The sequence below is a fragment of the Thermodesulfomicrobium thermophilum DSM 16697 genome, assembly GCF_059568695.1.
In genome coordinates this window covers 56,383-74,308 of the sequence record NZ_JCANTW010000016.1, presented here as the reverse complement: position 1 = coordinate 74,308, position 17,926 = coordinate 56,383, and the positions used below count along the sequence as shown (strand labels likewise).

General features: G+C 65.5%; 16 protein-coding genes. 7 read left to right on the top strand and 9 right to left on the bottom strand.

All coding sequences use genetic code 11. The features are described 5' to 3' along the window. Window positions 1–8: 8 nt before the first annotated feature. Window positions 9–1,487, top strand: coding sequence for a glycosyltransferase family protein (locus tag BR00_RS09665; RefSeq protein WP_496477388.1), 1,479 nt, complete (start codon window positions 9–11; stop codon window positions 1,485–1,487). Between the two features lie 63 nt (window positions 1,488–1,550). Then, window positions 1,551–4,337, top strand: a complete 2,787-nt coding sequence (gene uvrA / locus BR00_RS09660) for an excinuclease ABC subunit UvrA (RefSeq protein WP_496477472.1) — start codon at window positions 1,551–1,553, stop codon at window positions 4,335–4,337. Here the strand turns inward: uvrA and rfaD are convergent. The 3 genes from rfaD to BR00_RS09645 all read right to left on the bottom strand — a co-directional run bounded on the left by rfaD (window position 4,334) and on the right by BR00_RS09645 (window position 6,592). Next, window positions 4,334–5,314 (bottom strand): ADP-glyceromanno-heptose 6-epimerase, encoded by a 981-nt coding sequence (rfaD, locus tag BR00_RS09655; protein ID WP_496477387.1) that lies wholly within the window; start codon window positions 5,312–5,314, stop codon window positions 4,334–4,336. The genes uvrA and rfaD overlap by 4 nt on opposite strands. 58 nt (window positions 5,315–5,372) lie before the next feature. After that, a complete protein-coding gene (locus BR00_RS09650; protein ID WP_496477386.1) occupies window positions 5,373–5,843 on the bottom strand; it encodes a TspO/MBR family protein in 471 nt (156 codons plus the stop codon). Between the two features lie 131 nt (window positions 5,844–5,974). Continuing rightward, entirely contained in the window at window positions 5,975–6,592 is a 618-nt protein-coding gene (locus BR00_RS09645; RefSeq protein WP_496477385.1) for a cation efflux transmembrane domain-containing protein, read from the bottom strand. A gap of 229 nt (window positions 6,593–6,821) precedes the next feature. Here BR00_RS09645 and hisH point away from each other — a divergent pair, with 229 nt between their 5' ends. Next, complete coding sequence (gene hisH / locus BR00_RS09640; protein WP_496477384.1) at window positions 6,822–7,463, top strand: imidazole glycerol phosphate synthase subunit HisH; 642 nt, start codon at window positions 6,822–6,824, stop codon at window positions 7,461–7,463. Then, window positions 7,453–8,232, top strand: a complete 780-nt coding sequence (gene hisF, locus BR00_RS09635) for an imidazole glycerol phosphate synthase subunit HisF (RefSeq protein WP_496477383.1) — start codon at window positions 7,453–7,455, stop codon at window positions 8,230–8,232. Before hisH ends, hisF begins: the two co-directional genes overlap by 11 nt. Here hisF and BR00_RS09630 read toward each other — a convergent pair. Both BR00_RS09630 and BR00_RS09625 read right to left on the bottom strand, forming a co-directional pair. Next, window positions 8,210–10,759: a cobyric acid synthase gene (locus BR00_RS09630; RefSeq protein ID WP_496477382.1), complete on the bottom strand. Its 2,550-nt coding sequence runs from the start codon at window positions 10,757–10,759 to the stop codon at window positions 8,210–8,212. The two genes, hisF and BR00_RS09630, sit on opposite strands and share 23 nt — an antisense overlap. A gap of 17 nt (window positions 10,760–10,776) precedes the next feature. Continuing rightward, window positions 10,777–11,262, bottom strand: coding sequence for a hypothetical protein (locus tag BR00_RS09625; protein WP_496477381.1), 486 nt, complete (start codon window positions 11,260–11,262; stop codon window positions 10,777–10,779). Window positions 11,263–11,388: 126 nt separating this feature from the next. Between BR00_RS09625 and BR00_RS09620 the strand changes: the two genes are divergently transcribed. Next, on the top strand, window positions 11,389–11,796 hold the full coding sequence (locus tag BR00_RS09620) for a Ros/MucR family transcriptional regulator (RefSeq protein ID WP_496477380.1): 408 nt from the start codon (window positions 11,389–11,391) through the stop codon (window positions 11,794–11,796). Window position 11,797: 1 nt separating this feature from the next. Here BR00_RS09620 and BR00_RS09615 read toward each other — a convergent pair whose 3' ends face one another. Beyond that, complete coding sequence (locus BR00_RS09615) at window positions 11,798–14,299, bottom strand: TIGR03960 family B12-binding radical SAM protein (protein WP_496477379.1); 2,502 nt, start codon at window positions 14,297–14,299, stop codon at window positions 11,798–11,800. A 62-nt stretch (window positions 14,300–14,361) separates the two neighbouring features. Continuing rightward, window positions 14,362–14,706: a hypothetical protein gene (locus BR00_RS09610; protein WP_496477378.1), complete on the bottom strand. Its 345-nt coding sequence runs from the start codon at window positions 14,704–14,706 to the stop codon at window positions 14,362–14,364. 82 nt (window positions 14,707–14,788) lie between these two features. On the opposite strand from BR00_RS09610, the gene BR00_RS09605 reads away from it, so the two are divergent. Beyond that, window positions 14,789–15,349 carry a CvpA family protein gene (locus BR00_RS09605; protein WP_496477377.1) on the top strand — a complete coding sequence of 187 codons (561 nt, stop codon included), beginning with the start codon at window positions 14,789–14,791 and terminating at the stop codon, window positions 15,347–15,349. Further along, entirely contained in the window at window positions 15,339–16,127 is a 789-nt protein-coding gene (mazG, locus tag BR00_RS09600) for a nucleoside triphosphate pyrophosphohydrolase (RefSeq protein WP_496477376.1), read from the top strand. The genes BR00_RS09605 and mazG overlap by 11 nt, the downstream gene beginning before the upstream one ends. Here the strand turns inward: mazG and cmk are convergent. Further along, window positions 16,085–16,780: a (d)CMP kinase gene (gene cmk, locus BR00_RS09595; protein ID WP_496477375.1), complete on the bottom strand. Its 696-nt coding sequence runs from the start codon at window positions 16,778–16,780 to the stop codon at window positions 16,085–16,087. The two genes, mazG and cmk, sit on opposite strands and share 43 nt — an antisense overlap. A gap of 43 nt (window positions 16,781–16,823) precedes the next feature. Further along, complete coding sequence (gene hisC, locus BR00_RS09590) at window positions 16,824–17,921, bottom strand: histidinol-phosphate transaminase (RefSeq protein WP_496477374.1); 1,098 nt, start codon at window positions 17,919–17,921, stop codon at window positions 16,824–16,826. Window positions 17,922–17,926 lie beyond the last annotated feature (5 nt).

The window sequence follows — 17,926 nt, the reverse complement described above, 5'->3', positions numbered from 1 at the left end:
TGGTTTTTATGCCAGTCCGTCCCCATCGTGTAAAGATTCGAGATGAGCTCGGCCGCAGCCAAAGCCTGGCGGACGGCCCGCAGTGTTTTGCCTGGGAAGGCGCAGGGACGGCCGTGCTCGTGCTGGGCGCAGGCCCCGCCCCGCACGCAACCCAGCGTCTGATAGGTGAAGCCGCCCCGGTGTTCCTGCTGGAAGCGCCGGGAGTCGCCCGGCAGATGCCTGACCCATGGCATGCCGCCATCCCGCCCGCCTGGCAGCGCATCCGCCCCCAGGATCTTGCCCGCCTGCCGGCCTGCCGTCACCTCAGCTATCTCCCCGGACTGCGGCTTTTTCCTTCCTTTTGGCAGCCAGTGCTGGCCCGGTTGCGCCGCTTCTCCTGCGCCCCACCCGCGGACACCATCTGGCTTCCCGGCCCTGACAACGGACTGGTGCGCCACGAGCTGGCCACTGCGGCCCACGCCCTGGGTCTTACCCCCCGCCTGCTTCCCGCAGAAATCCCCGCCCCAAGGCTGCGCGCCCTCCTTGGGGCCGAGCGGCCCCGCCTGGTGCTCTCCATCAATTTCCACGGCCTCGACCCATGGGGAGAAAACCAGGCCATCCTTCAGACAGCCCAGGTCCCGGTGGTGGTCTGGTGCGTGGACAACCCGTTTCATCTCCTCGCCAAGGTCAAGACCCGCGCCTGGCGGAACCTTCCCCTGGCGGTCACGGACCCTTGGTTTGTCCGCCCGCTGCGCGAGATGGGCGGCCAGGCATTCTTCCTGCCTTTGGCCACCTGCCCCCGAGTCTTTGCCCCGCGTGCGGCGCCGCCCTCCCTGGCGGCGCTCTTCGTGGGCCGCACCCGCTTTCCCGGCTCCGAGGCATTCTTCGCCGCCGCCCATCCGCCTGCCGCGCTCTGTCAACGCGCCCGGCGGCTGGCGCGCTGGAGCCGTGCCCCAGACCTTTCCTGGTGGTGGGAACGCTGCAGCCGTCCCCGGCCTTGGCCCGGACATGCCATCCGCGCCGTGGGCCACGGGGCGGACGAAGCCTCGCGTCAATGGCGGGCCAGCGTGCTGACGGCCCTGGCCCAAGCGCTCCCCCTCACCGTCGTGGGCGATGCCGCCTGGCAAGAGCTGCTCCCTCACGCCCACATCCTCCCGCCCGTGGACTACTATGGCCCCCTGGCCGACACCTATGCCCAGGCGGCCGTCACCTTAAACCTGACGAGCCTTCTCCTTCCCCAGGGGCTCACCCAGCGCCACTTCGATGTCTGGGCCTGCGGCGGATTCCTCCTCTCCGACGCAACGCCAGGGCTGCGCCTCTTTCCCCGGGAACTCACCGCGCCGGTGACTTTCGCCACCCCCGATCAAGCCGTCTGCCGCACCCAATACTTCCTCAAGCACGAAGGCGAACGGCGCGAGCTTGCCGCTGCCTGGCAGGCGCACATCCTCGCCCACCATACCTACACCCAGCGTCTCGCCGCCCTGCTGGAGGTGGTCACCCGCCCCTAGACCTTGCCGGAGGCGCGGACGATGCCTAATGGATGCAGTCCCGCAACCCCAACCCCCATGCCTATGAACACTGCCTGCATCCAGATCCGCGGCGCCCGCCAGCACAACCTCAAGAATATCGACCTCGACATCCCCCGCGACCAACTCACCGTGGTTTGCGGACCGTCGGGCTCGGGCAAGAGCACGCTGGCCTTCGACATCGTCTACGCCGAAGGCCAACGCCGCTACGTGGAGTCGCTCTCCACCTATGCCCGCCAATTCCTGCCCCAGATGGACAAGCCCGACGTGGACAGCATCGAAGGGCTCACCCCGGCCATCTCCCTGGAGCAGGCCACGGTGTCGCGCAATCCCCGCTCCACGGTGGGGACCGTGACCGAGGTCTACGACTTTCTGCGCGTCTTCTGGGCCCGCCTGGGTATCCCCCATTGTCCGCAATGCCACGCCCCCATCACCGCCCAGACCAGCGACCAGATGGTGGACAGCATCCTCGCCCTCCCTGAAGGCACCCGCTTTCTCCTGCTCGCCCCATTGGTGGAACACAAAAAAGGCACCCACGCCGATCTGCTGCGCAAGCTCAAGAGCCAAGGATTCGCCCGGGTGCGGGTAGACGGCGAGGTCCTGGGCCTCGATCCCCTGCCCGAGCTCTCCAAGACCCACAAACACACCATCCACGCAGTGGTGGACCGACTGGTGCTGCGGCCGGATCTGCGCCGCCGCCTGGCGGACTCGGTGGAGCTGGCCCTGCGCCTGGGCGAGGGCCGGCTGGCGGTGCAGCCGGTGGGCCCCGACGGCGTGGCAGGCGAAGACATCCTCTTTTCCGCCACCGCCGTGTGTCCCCGCTGCGCGGTGAGCCTGCCCTCCCTCAGCCCGCAGCTTTTTTCCTTCAACAGCCCCCAAGGGGCCTGCCCGCGCTGCGGCGGCATCGGCAGCATCGAATTCTACGACCCGCGGCTGATGGCTCCCAATACCGGCATGAGTATCGCCGACGGCGCCCTGCTCCCCTGGCGGCATCCCAAGGCCCTCTCCCGCATCCGTCCCGATTTGGAACGCCTCGGCCGCGCCCTGGGATTTACCCTCCACACCCCCCTTTCCCAGCTCAGTCCAGAGGCGTGGCAGGCCCTTTTCCACGGCCATGCCCAAACCAGCTGGCCCGGACTGGTGCCCCTGCTCGAACGCGGACACCGTTTGGGGGGCATCTGGCGTGACGAACTCTCCCGCTTTCGGCAAAGCACCACCTGCCCGGCATGCAACGGCGCCCGCCTCCGCCCCGAGGCCCTGGCCGTGCTCGTGAATCGCCTCTCCATCTTCGACTTCTGCTGCCTGCCCGTGGAGCGCGCCCGTACCTGGCTCGACGCCTACGAACCCGCTCCAGGCAAGCAGCCCATCGCCGAGCCCCTGGTGAAAGAACTGCGCCACCGCCTGGGATTTCTCGCCGCCGTGGGCCTCGACTACCTCACCCTGTCGCGCTCCATGAGCACCCTTTCCGGGGGCGAGGCGCAGCGCATCCGCCTGGCCGGACAACTGGGCTCCGGCCTGGTGGGAGTCACGTACGTGCTCGATGAGCCGAGCATCGGGCTGCATCCCCGCGACAACGAACGCCTCATCGCCACCCTGCGCAGTCTCCAGAACCGAGGCAACACCGTATTGGTGGTGGAGCACGACGAAGCCACCATCCGCGCCGCCGACCACGTCATTGAGCTCGGGCCGGGCTCCGGCCTTTTGGGCGGAGAGATCGTCTTCGCCGGCCCGCCCCAGGCGCTGGTGGCCGAGGCGGCGACCCTCACCGGCAAGTACCTGCGCGGCGAGCTCACCATCCCCCGGCCCACCACACGCCGCCGCCCTACAGGACAGATCACCTTGCGGCAGGTGACCACCAACAATCTCCAAGGCATCGACTGCGCTTTTCCCCTCGGCAACCTGGTGTGCGTCACCGGGGTATCCGGGTCCGGCAAGAGTTCGCTGGTGATCGACTCCCTCGCCAAGCACCTGGCGCTGCGCTCCGGCCTGAAGGTGGACTCCCCAGGACATATCGGCGGCATGGAGGGAGCCGAGGCCGTGGAGCGGCTGGTCATCATCGATCAAACCCCCATCGGCCGCACCCCCCGCTCCAACCCCGCCACCTACACCAAGGTCTTTGACGATATCCGCGCCCTGTTCGCCGGCACCAAAGAAGCCAGAAAACGCGGCTACGCCCCGGGACGCTTCAGCTTCAACGTGCGCGGCGGCCGCTGCGAGGCCTGCCAGGGCGACGGACAGATCCGGGTGGAGATGCATTTTCTCCCGGACATCTTCGTCACCTGCGAGGTCTGCGGCGGCAAACGCTACAACCGCGAGACCCTGGACGTCCTCTACCGGGGGAAATCCATCGCCGAGGTGCTCGAGATGAGCGTGGCCGAGGCCAAGGAGTTCTTCACCGGCCACAGCGCGCTCACCCGCAAATTGGGGATTCTGGAGGAAGTGGGCCTGGAGTACCTGCGCCTTGGACAATCGGCCACCACCCTCTCCGGCGGCGAGGCCCAGCGCATCAAGCTCTCCCGGGAGCTGGGCAAACGCAGCCTCCCCGGCACCCTGTACATCCTCGATGAGCCCACCACGGGGCTGCACATCCATGAGGTGGGCAAACTCATCGCCGTGCTCCAGACCCTGGTGGACCGCGGGGCCTCGGTCATCGTCATCGAACACAACCTGGACGTGGTGGCCGCCGCGGACCACGTCATCGACCTCGGCCCCGGAGGCGGGGAAAACGGCGGCCGCATCATCGCCCAGGGTACGCCCGAAGAGCTGGCCGCCACCCCCGCATCCATCACCGGGCGCTTTTTGCGACCTGAGAACGCAGCACGCCCGGCCTAGCGCGAACGCAAATACGCCGGCCCCTGGAGCAGAAAATCCTGCACGTAGCGGGTCACCGCCTCCTCCAGGGACCGAAACGGCACCGTGCAGCCCCGGGAGCGCAGCTTTGCCATGCTTGCGCAAGTATAATACTGATATTTCTCGCGAATCGCCTCAGGCATAGGAATGTAGCGAATGCGCGGCTCGCGCCCCATGGCGGCAAACACCGCCCGGGCCAGGTCGTTCCAGGTGCGGGACCGGCCGGTGCCCACATTGAAGATGCCGCCCACGGCGGTGTTTTCCAGCAACCACAAGACCACCTCCACGCAGTCCTCCACGTAGACGAAGTCCCGCTGCTGTTCGCCGTGGGCATAGTCCGGCCGGTGGGAACAGAAAAGCCGGAGTTCCTCCGTGGCCGTGATCTCCGCCACGGCCTTGCACACCACCGAGCGCATCTCCCCTTTATGGTACTCGTTGGGACCAAAGACATTGAAAAACTTGAGGCCCGCCACGGCGTCCAGAAGTCCCTCATCCCGCACCCAGAGGTCAAAGAGGTGCTTGGAATAGCCGTACATGTTGAGGGGGCACAGACGGTCGAGCTGGGCGTCGTCGTCCTCGAAGCCGAGGCCGCCGTCTCCGTAGGTGGCGGCAGAGCTGGCGTACACGAAGCGCGCCCCCTGCTCGAGGGCAAAACGGCACAGAAGCTTGGAGTACTCCACATTGTTGCGCATCAAGTAGTCGGCGTCCCGCTCGGTGGTGGAGGAGCAGGCGCCCATGTGAATGACGGCCTCCACCGGCTCGGCCCACGGGGAGCTCCGCAGCCTTTGGGCGAATTCGTCCTTGTGGACATAGTCCCGGTAGCGCAATCCCACGAGATTTTTCCATTTTTCCGTGCACCCCAAATTGTCCACCACCAGGATGTCGTCCACCCCGCGACGGTTGAGGCCCCAAACGATAGCGCTTCCCAAAAATCCGGCCCCGCCGGTGACAATGATCATCCATCCTCCATGGTATGTTGGCGTCGCACCCGGACGCGAAACCTCGCGGGCCCCCGCCTTAGCTGTTGAGGCGCCAGAGCTGCCCATTGAGCACCGCGGCAAAGCTCACCCAAGCCCAATACGGCGCAAGCAGCCACGCGGCCAGCGGACGAATCTTCCAGAAGGCGATCATGGTCGCCACGATGGCGAGCCACAGCAGCACAATGTCCACCAACGCAAGATCCGGCCGGTGCAGTCCAAAAAAGAGATATGACCACAGGGCATTGAGGACGAGCTGAAACACAAAAAGTCCCAAGGCCACGCGCGCCGCTGCGAATCCCGCCTCCCGCCACACCAGCCAGGCGGCGATCCCCATCAGCAGGTAGAGCAGCGACCACATCGGGCCAAAGACCGCATCCGGCGGGGTCCAACTGGGTTTGATAAGTTCAGCGTACCACGGACCAGGGACAAAGCGCGAGCCAATCCAGCCGGCCACAAAGGGCATGGCCACCCAAAACATCAGTCCCCAACGGGAATACTTCGTCGGCATACACCCTCCCTCGACAACATCATGGAAGCAGTCGCAAACGTACCCCAAAGCGCCCCCGTGCCGTAATTTCGTCCCCATGGGTGGCGCTCGGCGAGCGCCGAGCAGGACCGCCCGCGCCCTGGTTTGGGGACCTACGCACTTTCGGAGCGCAAGGCCGCCCGCGCCCCGACGATCACACGCAGCGCCGAACGCAAAAGGAACCACACAAGCCCGGAAGCCACAAGGATGTCCGGCCACTTGGATCCAGTGAGCCACACCCCTCCGGCCGCGACGAACACCGAAATGTTGGAGACGATATCATTGCGCGAGCACTCCCACACCGAGCTCATGTTGATGTCTTCATGACGGTGCCGCCACAAAAGATACAGACACAACGCATTGGCCAGCAGCCCGATGACGCTGAATGCGCCCATGACCTCGAAAATGGGGACCGTGGGGACAAAAAGCCTGTACACCACCTGGGCGAGCACCGCGCACGCTGCGCCGAAAATGAGCATCCCTTTGAAGAAGGCCACCTTGGCCTTGGTGGCATTGCCGCGGGAAACCGCGTACAGACTGAGGGCGTAGGTCACCGCATCGCCGAGATTGTCCAGGCTGTCGGCCAGGAGCGCGGTGGATTTCCCATACAGCGCTGCGACCAAGATCACCAAAAACATCAATGCATTGATGCCGAGCACCATGAGCAACGTTCCTCGTTGCCGCTGATGCAGGGCGTCGATGGCGCAGCTGCCTCCACAACACCGTCCCATTGGTTTCTCCTCATATTCCGATTGGGTACATGCCCATCAAACGCGCCGTGCACCAGCCGGATGCACCAGCTGCCACAGGCGCGCCATGTGCGGATTTCTGCACCCCAGGCACCTTGTCAAGCACCTCCCGGGGGAAGACGTGCGGAAGGACTTGGATTTGCACGCTCCCTGGACTATACGCTGGTTTTCGCCAGAACGCTTTCCTACCCGCGCTTCTTAAGGAGGAGCCATGCTCGCCATCCTCGACTACCAGGCCGGCAACCTCACCAGTGTGCGCCGCGCCTTGGATCATCTCGGCATCCCCTGCACCGTCACCGCCGATCCGGGTACGCTTCGCGCCGCCCAGGGCGTCATCTTCCCTGGGGTGGGCGCTGCGGGCTCGGCCATGGCCCACCTCACGGCCACGGGCCTGGGCGACCTGCTCAAAGAGCTGGTCGCCGCCGGCAAACCCCTTTTGGGCATCTGCCTCGGGTGTCAGATCGTCCTTACGGCCAGCGAAGAGAATCAGGCCACGACCCTGGGCATCATCCCCGGCCGCTGCCAGCGCTTCGACGCCAGCTTGACCGACGAAGACGGACATCCCATCGCCATCCCGCACATGGGATGGAACACGGTGCGCCTCACCCAACCCTGCCGGCTCTTTGACGGCATCGACCCGGCCAGCGAATTCTACTTCGTGCATTCCTACTACCCGGTGCCCGAAAGCCGCTACGTCATCGGCATGACCCACTACGGCCTCGATTTCTGCTCCGTGCACGGCAAAGACGGGTTGTGGTCCGTGCAATTCCATCCGGAAAAAAGCGGCCGCCCTGGGCTCACTCTGCTTTCCAACTTCTTCGCCTACTGCCAGGAGGTCTCCCATGCTCAGTAAGCGCGTCATCCCCTGTCTGGACGTGCGCGACGGCAAGCTCACCAAGGGGGTGCGTTTCCAAGGAAACGTGGACATCGGCGACCCTGTGGAGACCGCCCGCCGCTACTACGAAGAAGGCGCGGACGAGATCGTCTTCTACGATATCACCGCTTCCCACGAAGGCCGGGGCATCATGCTGCGGGTGGTGGAGCAGGTGGCGGCGCAGATCTTCATCCCCTTTTCCGTGGGCGGCGGCATCAGCACCGTGGCGCACATGCGCGACGTGCTCCTGGCCGGGGCCGAGAAGGTGTCCGTGAACTCAGCGGCGGTGAAAAATCCCGCCATCATCGGCGAAGGGGCTGCGGCCTTCGGGTCCCAATGCATCGTGGTGGGCATGGACGTCCTCCGGGTGCCGGCGACCCCGGAAATCCCGTCCGGCTATGAGATCGTCGTCCACGGCGGACGCAAACGCACCGGCATCGACGCCCTGTGGTGGGCCCAAGAGGCCGAACGCCTGGGGGCAGGCGAACTGTGTGTCAACTCCATCGATGCCGACGGCACCAAGGACGGCTACGAGCTCACCCTCACCCGCAGGATCGCCGATGCCGTGCGCATCCCGGTCATCGCCTCAGGCGGGGCCGGGACCCCGGAGCACATGGCCGCGGCCGTGACCCAAGGCCGGGCCTCGGCGGCCCTCATCGCCTCCATCGTGCACTACGGCGAATACACCATCGCCCAATGTAAGGAGGTCATGGCCCAGCACGGCGTCAAGGTACGCACCGTGTGGTAGCCGAGCGCTCCAAGGCGGCGTACACCCGCTCCATGGGCAGGCCCTGACGAAGCGCCTGCGCCAAGCGGTCCAGGGCGGCGTTCACGTCGTACACCGCCCCTGGCCCGCGGGGCGCAAGCCCCAAACGAGCGCGCCAGCCGTCCACCAGATGCCAGCGGAAGGGATCCGCGTCGAAGAGGCCGTGGAGATACGTACCCCACACCCGGCCGTGTCCCCAGCCGATGACGGTGCCGTCCGGCCGCACCACCACCGGCGTCACTTCTCCCAGCGGCCGGGTGCGGCCATGATGGATCTCATAGCCGGAAAGCTCCAGGCCGCTGGGCAGATGGCGGGCGGCGGTGGCCACCAACTCCTTGGCAGGGGCAAACACCGTCTCCACGGCGAGCACCCCCAAGGGCCGCGCCGGAAGGCGGCTCTCCACGCCCTCGGGGTCCGCGATGGCGGTCCCCAGCATCTGCAGCCCGCCGCAAATGCCGATGACCTCCACGCCGCGGCTTACCGCCCGCCGCAGGGCCGCGGCCAGGCCGGAGGCATGGAGGAACTCCAAATCCTGAGCCACGCTGCGTGAGCCCGGCAGGATGATGACGCACGCCCCCTCCAGGTCTTCCGGGGCCCGGGCGCGCACCACCCGCACATCGGGCTCCAGACGCAGGGGATCCACATCCGTGACGTTGGCGATACGCGGCAAATCCACCACCGCCACGGTGACCGGACCTGCGCCGTGGGCCGCGGCCGCCGCCTTGAAAGCCACCGAGTCTTCGTCCGGAAGCCCCAGGCGATCCAGGTAGGGAATCACCCCCCACACCGATCGGCCGGTGAATCGCTCCACGTAGTCCATGGCCGGGAAAAGAAGGTCCTGCCTGCCGCGAAACTTGTTCACCACAAAGCCGGCCACCAGGGCGCGCTCCCACGGTTCAAGCACCTCCATGGTGCCCACGAAGGACGCAAAGACCCCGCCGCGGTCGATGTCGCCCACCAGGAGCACCGAAGCGCCCGCGTGCCGGGCCATGCGCAGGTTGACCACGTCGTGGGCCTTGAGGTTCACCTCGGCGATACTGCCGGCGCCTTCGAGAAGCACGGCATCGGCCTCGGCGGCCAAACGGGCATAGGCATCGGTGATCACGGGCCAGAGCTGCTCCTTGGCCCGGTGGTAGCCGGCCACGTCCAGATCCGCCCAGGGTTTGCCCAAGACCATCACCTGGGAACCCGTATCCGTACGCGGCTTGAGGAGCACCGGGTTCATGCGCACGTCCGGCGTGCGGCCGCACGCCGCCGCCTGCAGGGCCTGGGCCCGGCCCATCTCGCCGCCCTCCGGGGTCACCGCGGAATTGAGGCTCATATTTTGGGCCTTGAAGGGGGCCACCCGTACCCCATCCTGCCACAGCACCCGGCAGAGTCCGGCCACCAAAAGGCTTTTTCCCGCATCGGACGAACAGCCCGCCACCATGAGGGCCGGGGTGCGGCGTGACCGACGCTTGCGGGAAACTCCAGCACAGGCATCCAGCGCCGCCACCAGCCGGGCGTGGTCTTCAGGCCGGCGCACGGCCAAGCGCACAAACCGGTGATCCAGGCCGGGGATGGTGCCGCAGCCGCGGATCAGGATGCCTTGCGCGGCCAGGCGCTGCACCACGGGCCGGGCGTCTGTGGCAAGTTCGCAGAGCACGTAATTGGCTTGTCCCGCGTACACCCGCCAGTGAAGACGGCGCCTGAGCTGCTCCACCAAATCCCGCCGCCACAAGGCCAGCGTGCGCGCCGACTCCTCGGCAAAGGCGACGTCGTCCAGGGCGGCCTGGGCCACAGCCTGGGCCGGGCCGCAGACGTTCCACGGAGGCAGCACCGCTTCAAAGCGGCGGACGATTTCCGGGTCCGCCGCCGCAAGCCCCACCCGCAAGGCCGGGATGGCGTACATCTTGGTGAGGGATACGAGGACGACCACGTTGGGACTGTCGCCGGCCACCAACCGCGGCGTGCCCGGGGGAAGAAAGTCGGCAAAGGCCTCGTCCACCACGAACAGGCTCGCCGGGTGCCGCGCGGCAAGGGCCGTCACGGCCGACGTCGGCAAAGGCAGCCCCACGGGGTTTCCCGGATGCCCCAGCATCACCAATGCCGGACCCGCGGCCAACGCCTGCTCCACGGCCGCAAGATCCACCGCCAACCCCGGTCCCGGCGGCACCAGCTCCACCCTCAGACCTGCGGCTGCCGCGGCCCGAGGGTAGTCGCTGTAGCACGGCACCGGGATCACGGCGCGGCCAAGCCCAGCCACCCGGGGCAGGGCAAACACCAGCTCCGAAGAGCCCGCCCCCACCACCAGACGCGCCTCGGCCACGCCGTAGCGCCGCGACGCCGCCTCGCGTACGGGCTCCGCCCGCGGCCACGGATAATGCTGGACGATATCCAGGCTGCGCGCCACCACGGCCCGCAGCCACGAAGGCGGTCCCAGCGGGTTGATGCTGGCGGAGAAGTCCAGGATCTCACTCACGCCGCAGCCCAAGGTCCGGGCCACGGCGTGGACTGCACCGCCGTGCACGAACGTTCCGTCCTCCATTAGTGCACAGTGGGCGAGCTATGCTGTTTGACTTGATTTTTCAGGCTCTCCTCCATGTGCTTGGCCCCTTCTCCCTCGCGCCACTTCTCATAGACATGCATCCACCAGTCGAAGCCGTAGATCTTCTCCATCAACTGGTCCTCGTGGAGCTCCACCCAGGTGTCAAAGAGGTACATCTCCACTTCAAAGTCTTTGGAATCCAAGACATTGGGCACCGTATTGGGCGCAAACTTCTTCCCCTCCACGTAGAGCTGAAGGTACTCGCCCACCGCCTGCTGCGAAAGCTGCGGCGACAACGGCTCCTCTTGGAGCCGCTCCACCAGCTCCCACATCTCCGGAAAAGAGCGGCGCATCTGCATCTCCTGCTCCGGGGTGAGCACGAGGCGCAAGCCGTCTTCCGCCTCTTGAATGAAATAGTACCGCAGCCAAAACTCAAAATGAAACACTTTTGCAACTTCGCGCACCGCAGCTTTGGGAACACTCATGGCATATCTCCTTCAAATAAATCTACGAAAAAAAAATCCAACAGCGCCTTCTGCATATTGACAACAGAACACTTTGTTCCTAGCAACCTTTATATGTTCATCGACCCACAATAGGAGGACCGACCTATGGAAGATTATCTCAAACAAGCTCTGGAAATCGTCAAAGCACAAGCCAGCGTGCGTACCATGACCGAAGAAGAAATCACCTCCATGCTCAAAAAATTGACCACGAGCATCCGCAACGTTGCCGTGGAAACCGCTCCTGAAGAAGGGGAGCCCATGGAGGGCATGGACCCCAAAAAGGCCATCCGCGAAAAGTCCATCACCTGCATGGAGTGCGGCAAAACCTTCAAGGTCCTCACCAAACGCCACCTGGCCACCCATGGCCTCAGCCCCAAAGAATACAAGGAAAAATGGGGCTACAAGAAAGACACCTCCCTGGTGGCCAAATCCCTGGCCCGCGATCGCCGCAAAAAGATGCAGGACATGCGCCTGTGGGAAAAGCGCGGCATCGCCAAGGCTGCCGCCGAGTAGCCTATTTCTCGGTGGCGCGGCCGGCCTCCATGCGCCGCGCCACTTTCACCACCCGCACCTGGGCCAAATCAAAATCTGGATCCACTGCACGCAGCACCCAAAGGGGGCTTGCATAGCCCTCCGTCTCCCAGGAGAACGTCACCACCCAGCCGTTTTCCACCTCCCGCACCGCCTGGACCATGGCGCGTACGTCCACGGAGCGTGATCCCCGCTTGGAGGGCTTTTCCACCACCCACGACGAGGCGGCTTGGAACGCCGCCCACTGGTCGGCCAAGCGCCAGCGCGCGGTCGGGTCCACGCACGTGACCTCAAAGTCTTCTTCCACAGCCTCGGCCATTTTGCCGGTGAGCGGCAACGGGGTCACCTCCACCACGCGCATGCCCGTCGGCAGCTCGGCACTGACCAGCGTAGCCATGGCCTGCGGGGACACCCACTCTCGGGTGAAGATCTCCATCCCTTCGCACAAACTCCCTACTCCCACCGGCAAAGCCCGAGAAAAGGACATGAGCGGTGCAGGATGAAAACCGGCGCTAAAGGCAAGGGGGATCCGGGCGCGTCGGAACGCCCGCTCAAACAGGCGTTGCAGCTCCAATTGGCTCAAGTACACGGCGGGGCCGAGCACGCTATAGACGATGCGGAAACGCGCCTCACGGGCAGTAAGATCCACCTGCTCCACCGCCGGGGCCACGGCCTCGGCCTCGGCCTCGGTTTCCGGCTGCAGGCGCGGGGCGAGCGCCTCGTCCTCTCCAGGACAAACCCCGCAGGCCCGACAGGCGCCGAAACGACAATCGGGAGTGGTCTTACCGGCCAGGGCACGCGCCCGTTCACGCAGCAAGAACTCCCGAGTGACCCCGGAACTGAGATGATCCCACGGCAATGGGGCGTGCGGGTCGCGCGCGGCAAGGTAGGCCTCGGGATCCACGCCGCAAGCCGCAAAGGCCTCCATCCAACGATCGAGTTGCAAGTGGTCTTCCCAGCTGGAAAGCACGGCCCCGCGGGCCAAGGCCGCTTCGATGACCGGGGCCAAGGCCCGGTCTCCACGGGAGAACACCCCCTCCAGAAAGGTCATGGCCGGACTGTGCCACTTGAGGCGCACAAACTTGTAGGGCCGGGCAGCCTGGCGCAAAAAAGCGATCCGCCGCTCCACCTCAGCGCGCGAGATCTGCGCCTCCCATTGGAAGGGCGTATGTGCCTTGGGCACAAAAGGCGATACCGCCGCCGTCACCTGCAGGCGCTTGCGCGACGGCGCGGTCTCCGCCACCTTACGGCACAGCTCGATGATGCCGAGCAGATCCTCGTCGGTTTCCGTGGGCAGCCCGATCATGAAATAGAGCTTCACTTGCTGCCATCCCAAGGCAAACGCCTGGGAGGTGTGGCGCAACAGCGCCTCTTCGGTGATGCCTTTGTTGATGACATCGCGCAGACGCTGCGTGCCGGCCTCTGGGGCCAAAGTGAGACCGGTGCGCCGGATGCTGGCCAAAAGGGCCATGAGCTCGGGCGGCACGGACCCCACCCGCAAGGAAGGCAGGGCGATGGACACCTGCTCCGCCCGGCACCGGGAGTAGGTTTCGGCAAAGAGCCGGGTAAGGCCGGTAAAATCCCCGGTACTGAGGGACAAAAAAGACACTTCCTCGCTCCCGGTGGCCGCCAGCCCGTCCTCGATGAGCCGCGTGACCGTGGAGACGGCCCGCTCGCGCACCGGCCGGTAGATCATACCCGCCTGGCAGAAGCGGCAGCCCCGGGTACAGCCCCGGGCGATCTCCACGGTAAGGCGATCGTGCACCGGTTTGCCGAAGGGCACGATCTGCTGCGTAGGAAAGGGCGTCGCATCAAGATGGGGCACCGCGCGTTTGCGTACCACTGCCGGCCCCTGCATGCGGCCGCCGGCGTCCGGGGTAAAAAATGCAGGGACGTAAAAACCAGGTATTTCGGAAAGATGCGCCAAGAGTTCCTGCCGACTCCACCCCGCAGCCTTGGCCTGATCCACGGCGCGGGCCAGATCCAGCACCGCCTCTTCTCCGTCGCCCAGCACCATGACGTCCACGAACGGCGCCAAGGGCTCAGCGTTGAACACACAGCCGCCGCCAGCCACCACGAGAGGATCTGCCTGCCCCCGGTCTGCGGCGCGCAGCGCAATGCCCGCAAGCTCCAACATCCACAGCACCGTGGTATAGCACAGCTCGTGGGTGAGGCTCACCAGCACCGCGTCCAACCGCCCCAAGGGGGTGTCGCTCTCCAGCGTAGCCAAGGGGACCTGCCGGGAGCGCAAAAGCTCCCCTACGTCCGGGCTGGGGGCAAACACCCGCTCCGCCCAGATCCATGGCTGCGCGTTGAGTACCCCGTATAGGATGCGCTGTCCTAAATACGACATCCCCACTTCATAGAGGTCGGGGAAGGCCAAGGCCACGTGCACCCGCACCGCAGCCGCCTCCTTGTGCACCGCACCGATCTCGGTACCAAGGTAGTGGCTGGGACGGGAAAAAAGAGGGAGGAGTTCTTTCATGCAATAAAGACGAAAAAAGGGTGGGCCGGGCCACCCTTTTCGGCGCGAAGACCGTCCGCGCCCTATTTGATGATTTTCCCGAAGTCCGTAACCTTGCCGCCAAGGCCGGACAGGTCCAGGCTGCCCGGAGTCGCCAAAGTGAGGTTGCTCGAGGCCTCCAAATACTTGGTCTTGAGCTCCTCCGGTACGGACTTGTAGTGATAGATGATATGGCGCCCGTCGATTTCCCCTTCTATTTCCGTATCAAAGGGATAGCCAAAGGGAAGCAGGAGCATCTGGACCCCGCCTTGGGCCGTGGGCAGAGTCTGGAGCACGGCCGGGTCCTGCAACACTTCCCGCTCCGCGTTCCATTTCCCCAGCACCATGTCCCCACCGACCAACTTTACAAGCCGAATATCGTATGCCATGCGGTCGCCTCGCTTTTTTGAGTTTCCAAACACAAGACCTGCATCTCTACGGAAGGCCGCTTCCCCCTGTCAAGGAACGCCCATGAATCTCCTGGACGCCGTGCTCATTGCCATTGCCACCGTCTTTACCGTGCGGGGGGTGCTGCGCGGCCTGGTGCTCGAGGTCGCCTCCCTGGCAGGCATCCTCGTCGGCTTCCTGGTGGCCAGTTCCGGCTACGAGCTCTTGGCCCCATGGGTCATGCGTACGGCACACCTCGGAGAGGGCGCTGCCCGCTTTACCGCCTTCGTCCTGCTCTTGGCTGCCACGGTGCTCCTGCTCCATGGGGCCGCCCGCCTGCTCCGGGGGATCCTGCGCCTCGTGTCCCTCGGTTGGCTGGACCGATTGGCCGGCGGGGCCATGGGGTTTGCCAAGGCCGGTGTACTGGCCTGCGTGGCGGTGCTGCTCGTCACCGCCTTCGTCCCGCCGCATACCGACTTCATCGCCACATCCCGCCTTGTCCCCCTCATCAACAGGGCCAACGAGGCCGCGCTCCAACATCTTGTCCCGGAAGACCTGCGCCGCCGCTTTGAAGCAGGCAGATCCGCCCTGGAGCGGCTGCGCAAACTCCCCCAAACCCTTGAGGAGATGCTCCATGGCTCCTGATTTCAGCCCGCTGCTTGCGGTCATCGATACCTTACTCGGTCCTTCGGGCTGTCCCTGGGACCAAAAACAGACCCCCCACACCCTGGCCGAATACCTCTTGGAAGAGGCCTGCGAACTGGTGGACGCCATTCGCAGCGGTGATATGGCGGCATGCGCCGAGGAATGGGGGGATACCCTCTTCATCCTTCTCTTCATCGGCCGTCTGCTGGAGCGGGATCAGCCGGACTTCCTCACCCACGCCGCCCGCGAGGCCGAGGCCAAGATGATCCGCCGCCACCCCCACGTCTACGGCGATGCGAGCAAAGAGATGACGAGCATCATCGCCACTTGGGAGCGCATCAAAAAGGCGGAAAAAGCAGAAAAAGACGACGCCCCCCAAGGGGCCTTGGACTCGGTTCCCGCCTCCCTGCCGCCCCTTGCCCGGGCCTACCGCGTCCAGGCCAAGGCAGCGCGGCTGGGCTTCACCTGGGCGAGCAACAGCGAGCACGAGCGGAAACTGGACGAAGAATGGGCGGAATGGCTGGCGGTGCGAGACGGAGAGGACGCCGAACGCAAGGAAGAAGAATTCGGCGACTACCTCTTCAGCCTCGTGGAGCACGGCCGCCGCTACGGCATCAAGGCCAACGCCGCGCTACACCGGGCGGTCATCAAGTTTCTGCGGCGTTTTGCCCACATGGAAGCGCTGGCCCGGGCCCAAGGCGCACGCCTGGAAGACCTGGACCCGGCCGCCCAAGATCAACTGTGGGAGCACGCCAAGCGCGAGTTGGGCTCGTCATAGCCCATGTGCGCCAGGATCCGGGCGAGCACGCCTGCGGCATCCGCCTGTCCGGTGTCGATGAGGACCGCGTCCGGCGCCGGCCGCAGCGGGGCAATGGCGCGATTGCGGTCCTGGTCGTCACGGATGCGGATCTGCGTGGCCAGGCGATCCAGATCCGCATCCATGCCCATGGCCTGGAGTTGCGCATAGCGCCGCCGGGCGCGCACCATGGGATCGGCGTCCAGAAAGAACTTGTGGGGCGCCTGGGGAAAGACCACCGAGCCCATATCCCGCCCTTCGGCCACCAAGCTCACATCCGCGGCAATGAGCCGCTGGCTGCGGCGCAAGAATTCGCGCACCGCAGGGATCCGCCCCATGTGCGAAGCCCAGAGCCCCACTTCCTCGCTGCGGATGGTCGCAGGCACCGGCACGCCGTTGAGCAGCAGCGTGGAGTGCTCCCCGGCACCTTCCAGCTCGAAGTCCATGCGTGACAAGGCCCGCAGCAGGTCGTCCTGAGGCAGTTCCCACGCCCCCTCTCCCAGGCTCCACGCCACGGCCCGAAACATGGCGCCGGTGTCCAGGTAGGCGATGCCCAGACGCTGGGCAAGCATGCGCGCCACCGTGGTCTTGCCTACCCCCGCCGGCCCGTCCAAGGTCACGATGAGACGACTCATGACCGGCCTCCCCAAGCGCTGCTGCCCAGCATCCCTTCGAGCCTCATGCCAGCACCTCCTCCAGATGACGGATCAAAAGACGGTTTTCCGCCGCAGTGCCCACGCTCACCCGCAGCCACTGGGGCATGCCGTAGCTGGCAAGCGGACGAATGATAATACCACGGGCAAGGAGCGCCTGGAAAACTTCATCCGCAGGCTTGGGCGGACAAAACATGAGGAAATTGGCCTGCGACGGCCGCGGCGAGCATCCCAGCCGCGAAAGCTCCTCGAAGAGATAGGCGCGGCCTTCCAGGACCACCCGCCGGGTCTCTTCCACAAAGAGCTCGTCCTCCAGGGCTGCAAGCCCGGCCTGCTCGGCGAGCACATTGACGCTGAAGGGGAGCTTGACCCGCAAGAGGAGGTCCGCCAACCTCGGCGCCATGACCCCAAAGCCCAAACGCAGCCCTGCCAGGCCGTACATCTTGGAAAAGGTGCGCAGCACCACCAGGCGCGGGTGCGCCGCCACCTGTGCAAGCACCGTGTAGTGGTCCATGGGGTCGGCAAAATCCACGTACGCCTCGTCCACCACTAACAAGGTGCGACGGGGCAGACGGCCCAGGAGGTCCAGCACGGCTGCGGCCGGAACGGCGTGGCCCGAAGGGTTGTCCGGATTGGTGAGGAACACCAGTGCAGTACGCTCCGTGGCTGCGGCCGCCAAGGCATCCAGATCGAAATCCAGACTCTCGGGCAGCGGCACCTGACGCAAAGGGATGCCCGCAAACCGGGATTGGGTCTCGTAGATGCTAAAACACGGCCGAAAGGCGAGCACGTGGTCTTCCCCGGGCCGGGGCACCACCCGGATGAGGAGGTCGATGATCTCATCCGAGCCGTTGCCGGCAACCACCATGGCCGGGTCCACCCCCACATGCCGGGCGATGGCCGCACTGAGCCGCGGGGTCCCTGCCTGGGCGTAGCGGAAGGCCAAGGGCGCGGCCCGGCGCAAACGCTCCTGCACCACCGGCGATGTCCCCAGCGGGTTTTCGTTGCTGGCCATCTTGATCACCTGGGAAAGGCCGTACTGGTCCTGAATTTCCTCGATGGAGCGGCCCGGCACGTAGGGCCGAAAGGCCTCCACTTCCGGGCGCACACAAAGTCGGTCCATGCATA

Coding starts and splice junctions, on each gene's coding strand:
- BR00_RS09665 (WP_496477388.1), top strand. CDS start 9: ATGCCAGTCCGTCCCCATCGTGTAAAGATTCGAGATGAGCTCGGCCGC.
- uvrA (WP_496477472.1), top strand. CDS start 1,551: ATGAACACTGCCTGCATCCAGATCCGCGGCGCCCGCCAGCACAACCTC.
- rfaD (WP_496477387.1), bottom strand. CDS start 5,314: ATGATCATTGTCACCGGCGGGGCCGGATTTTTGGGAAGCGCTATCGTT.
- BR00_RS09650 (WP_496477386.1), bottom strand. CDS start 5,843: ATGCCGACGAAGTATTCCCGTTGGGGACTGATGTTTTGGGTGGCCATG.
- BR00_RS09645 (WP_496477385.1), bottom strand. CDS start 6,592: ATGGGACGGTGTTGTGGAGGCAGCTGCGCCATCGACGCCCTGCATCAG.
- hisH (WP_496477384.1), top strand. CDS start 6,822: ATGCTCGCCATCCTCGACTACCAGGCCGGCAACCTCACCAGTGTGCGC.
- hisF (WP_496477383.1), top strand. CDS start 7,453: ATGCTCAGTAAGCGCGTCATCCCCTGTCTGGACGTGCGCGACGGCAAG.
- BR00_RS09625 (WP_496477381.1), bottom strand. CDS start 11,262: ATGAGTGTTCCCAAAGCTGCGGTGCGCGAAGTTGCAAAAGTGTTTCAT.
- BR00_RS09620 (WP_496477380.1), top strand. CDS start 11,389: ATGGAAGATTATCTCAAACAAGCTCTGGAAATCGTCAAAGCACAAGCC.
- BR00_RS09615 (WP_496477379.1), bottom strand. CDS start 14,299: ATGAAAGAACTCCTCCCTCTTTTTTCCCGTCCCAGCCACTACCTTGGT.
- BR00_RS09610 (WP_496477378.1), bottom strand. CDS start 14,706: ATGGCATACGATATTCGGCTTGTAAAGTTGGTCGGTGGGGACATGGTG.
- BR00_RS09605 (WP_496477377.1), top strand. CDS start 14,789: ATGAATCTCCTGGACGCCGTGCTCATTGCCATTGCCACCGTCTTTACC.
- mazG (WP_496477376.1), top strand. CDS start 15,339: ATGGCTCCTGATTTCAGCCCGCTGCTTGCGGTCATCGATACCTTACTC.
- cmk (WP_496477375.1), bottom strand. CDS start 16,780: ATGAGTCGTCTCATCGTGACCTTGGACGGGCCGGCGGGGGTAGGCAAG.
- hisC (WP_496477374.1), bottom strand. CDS start 17,921: ATGGACCGACTTTGTGTGCGCCCGGAAGTGGAGGCCTTTCGGCCCTAC.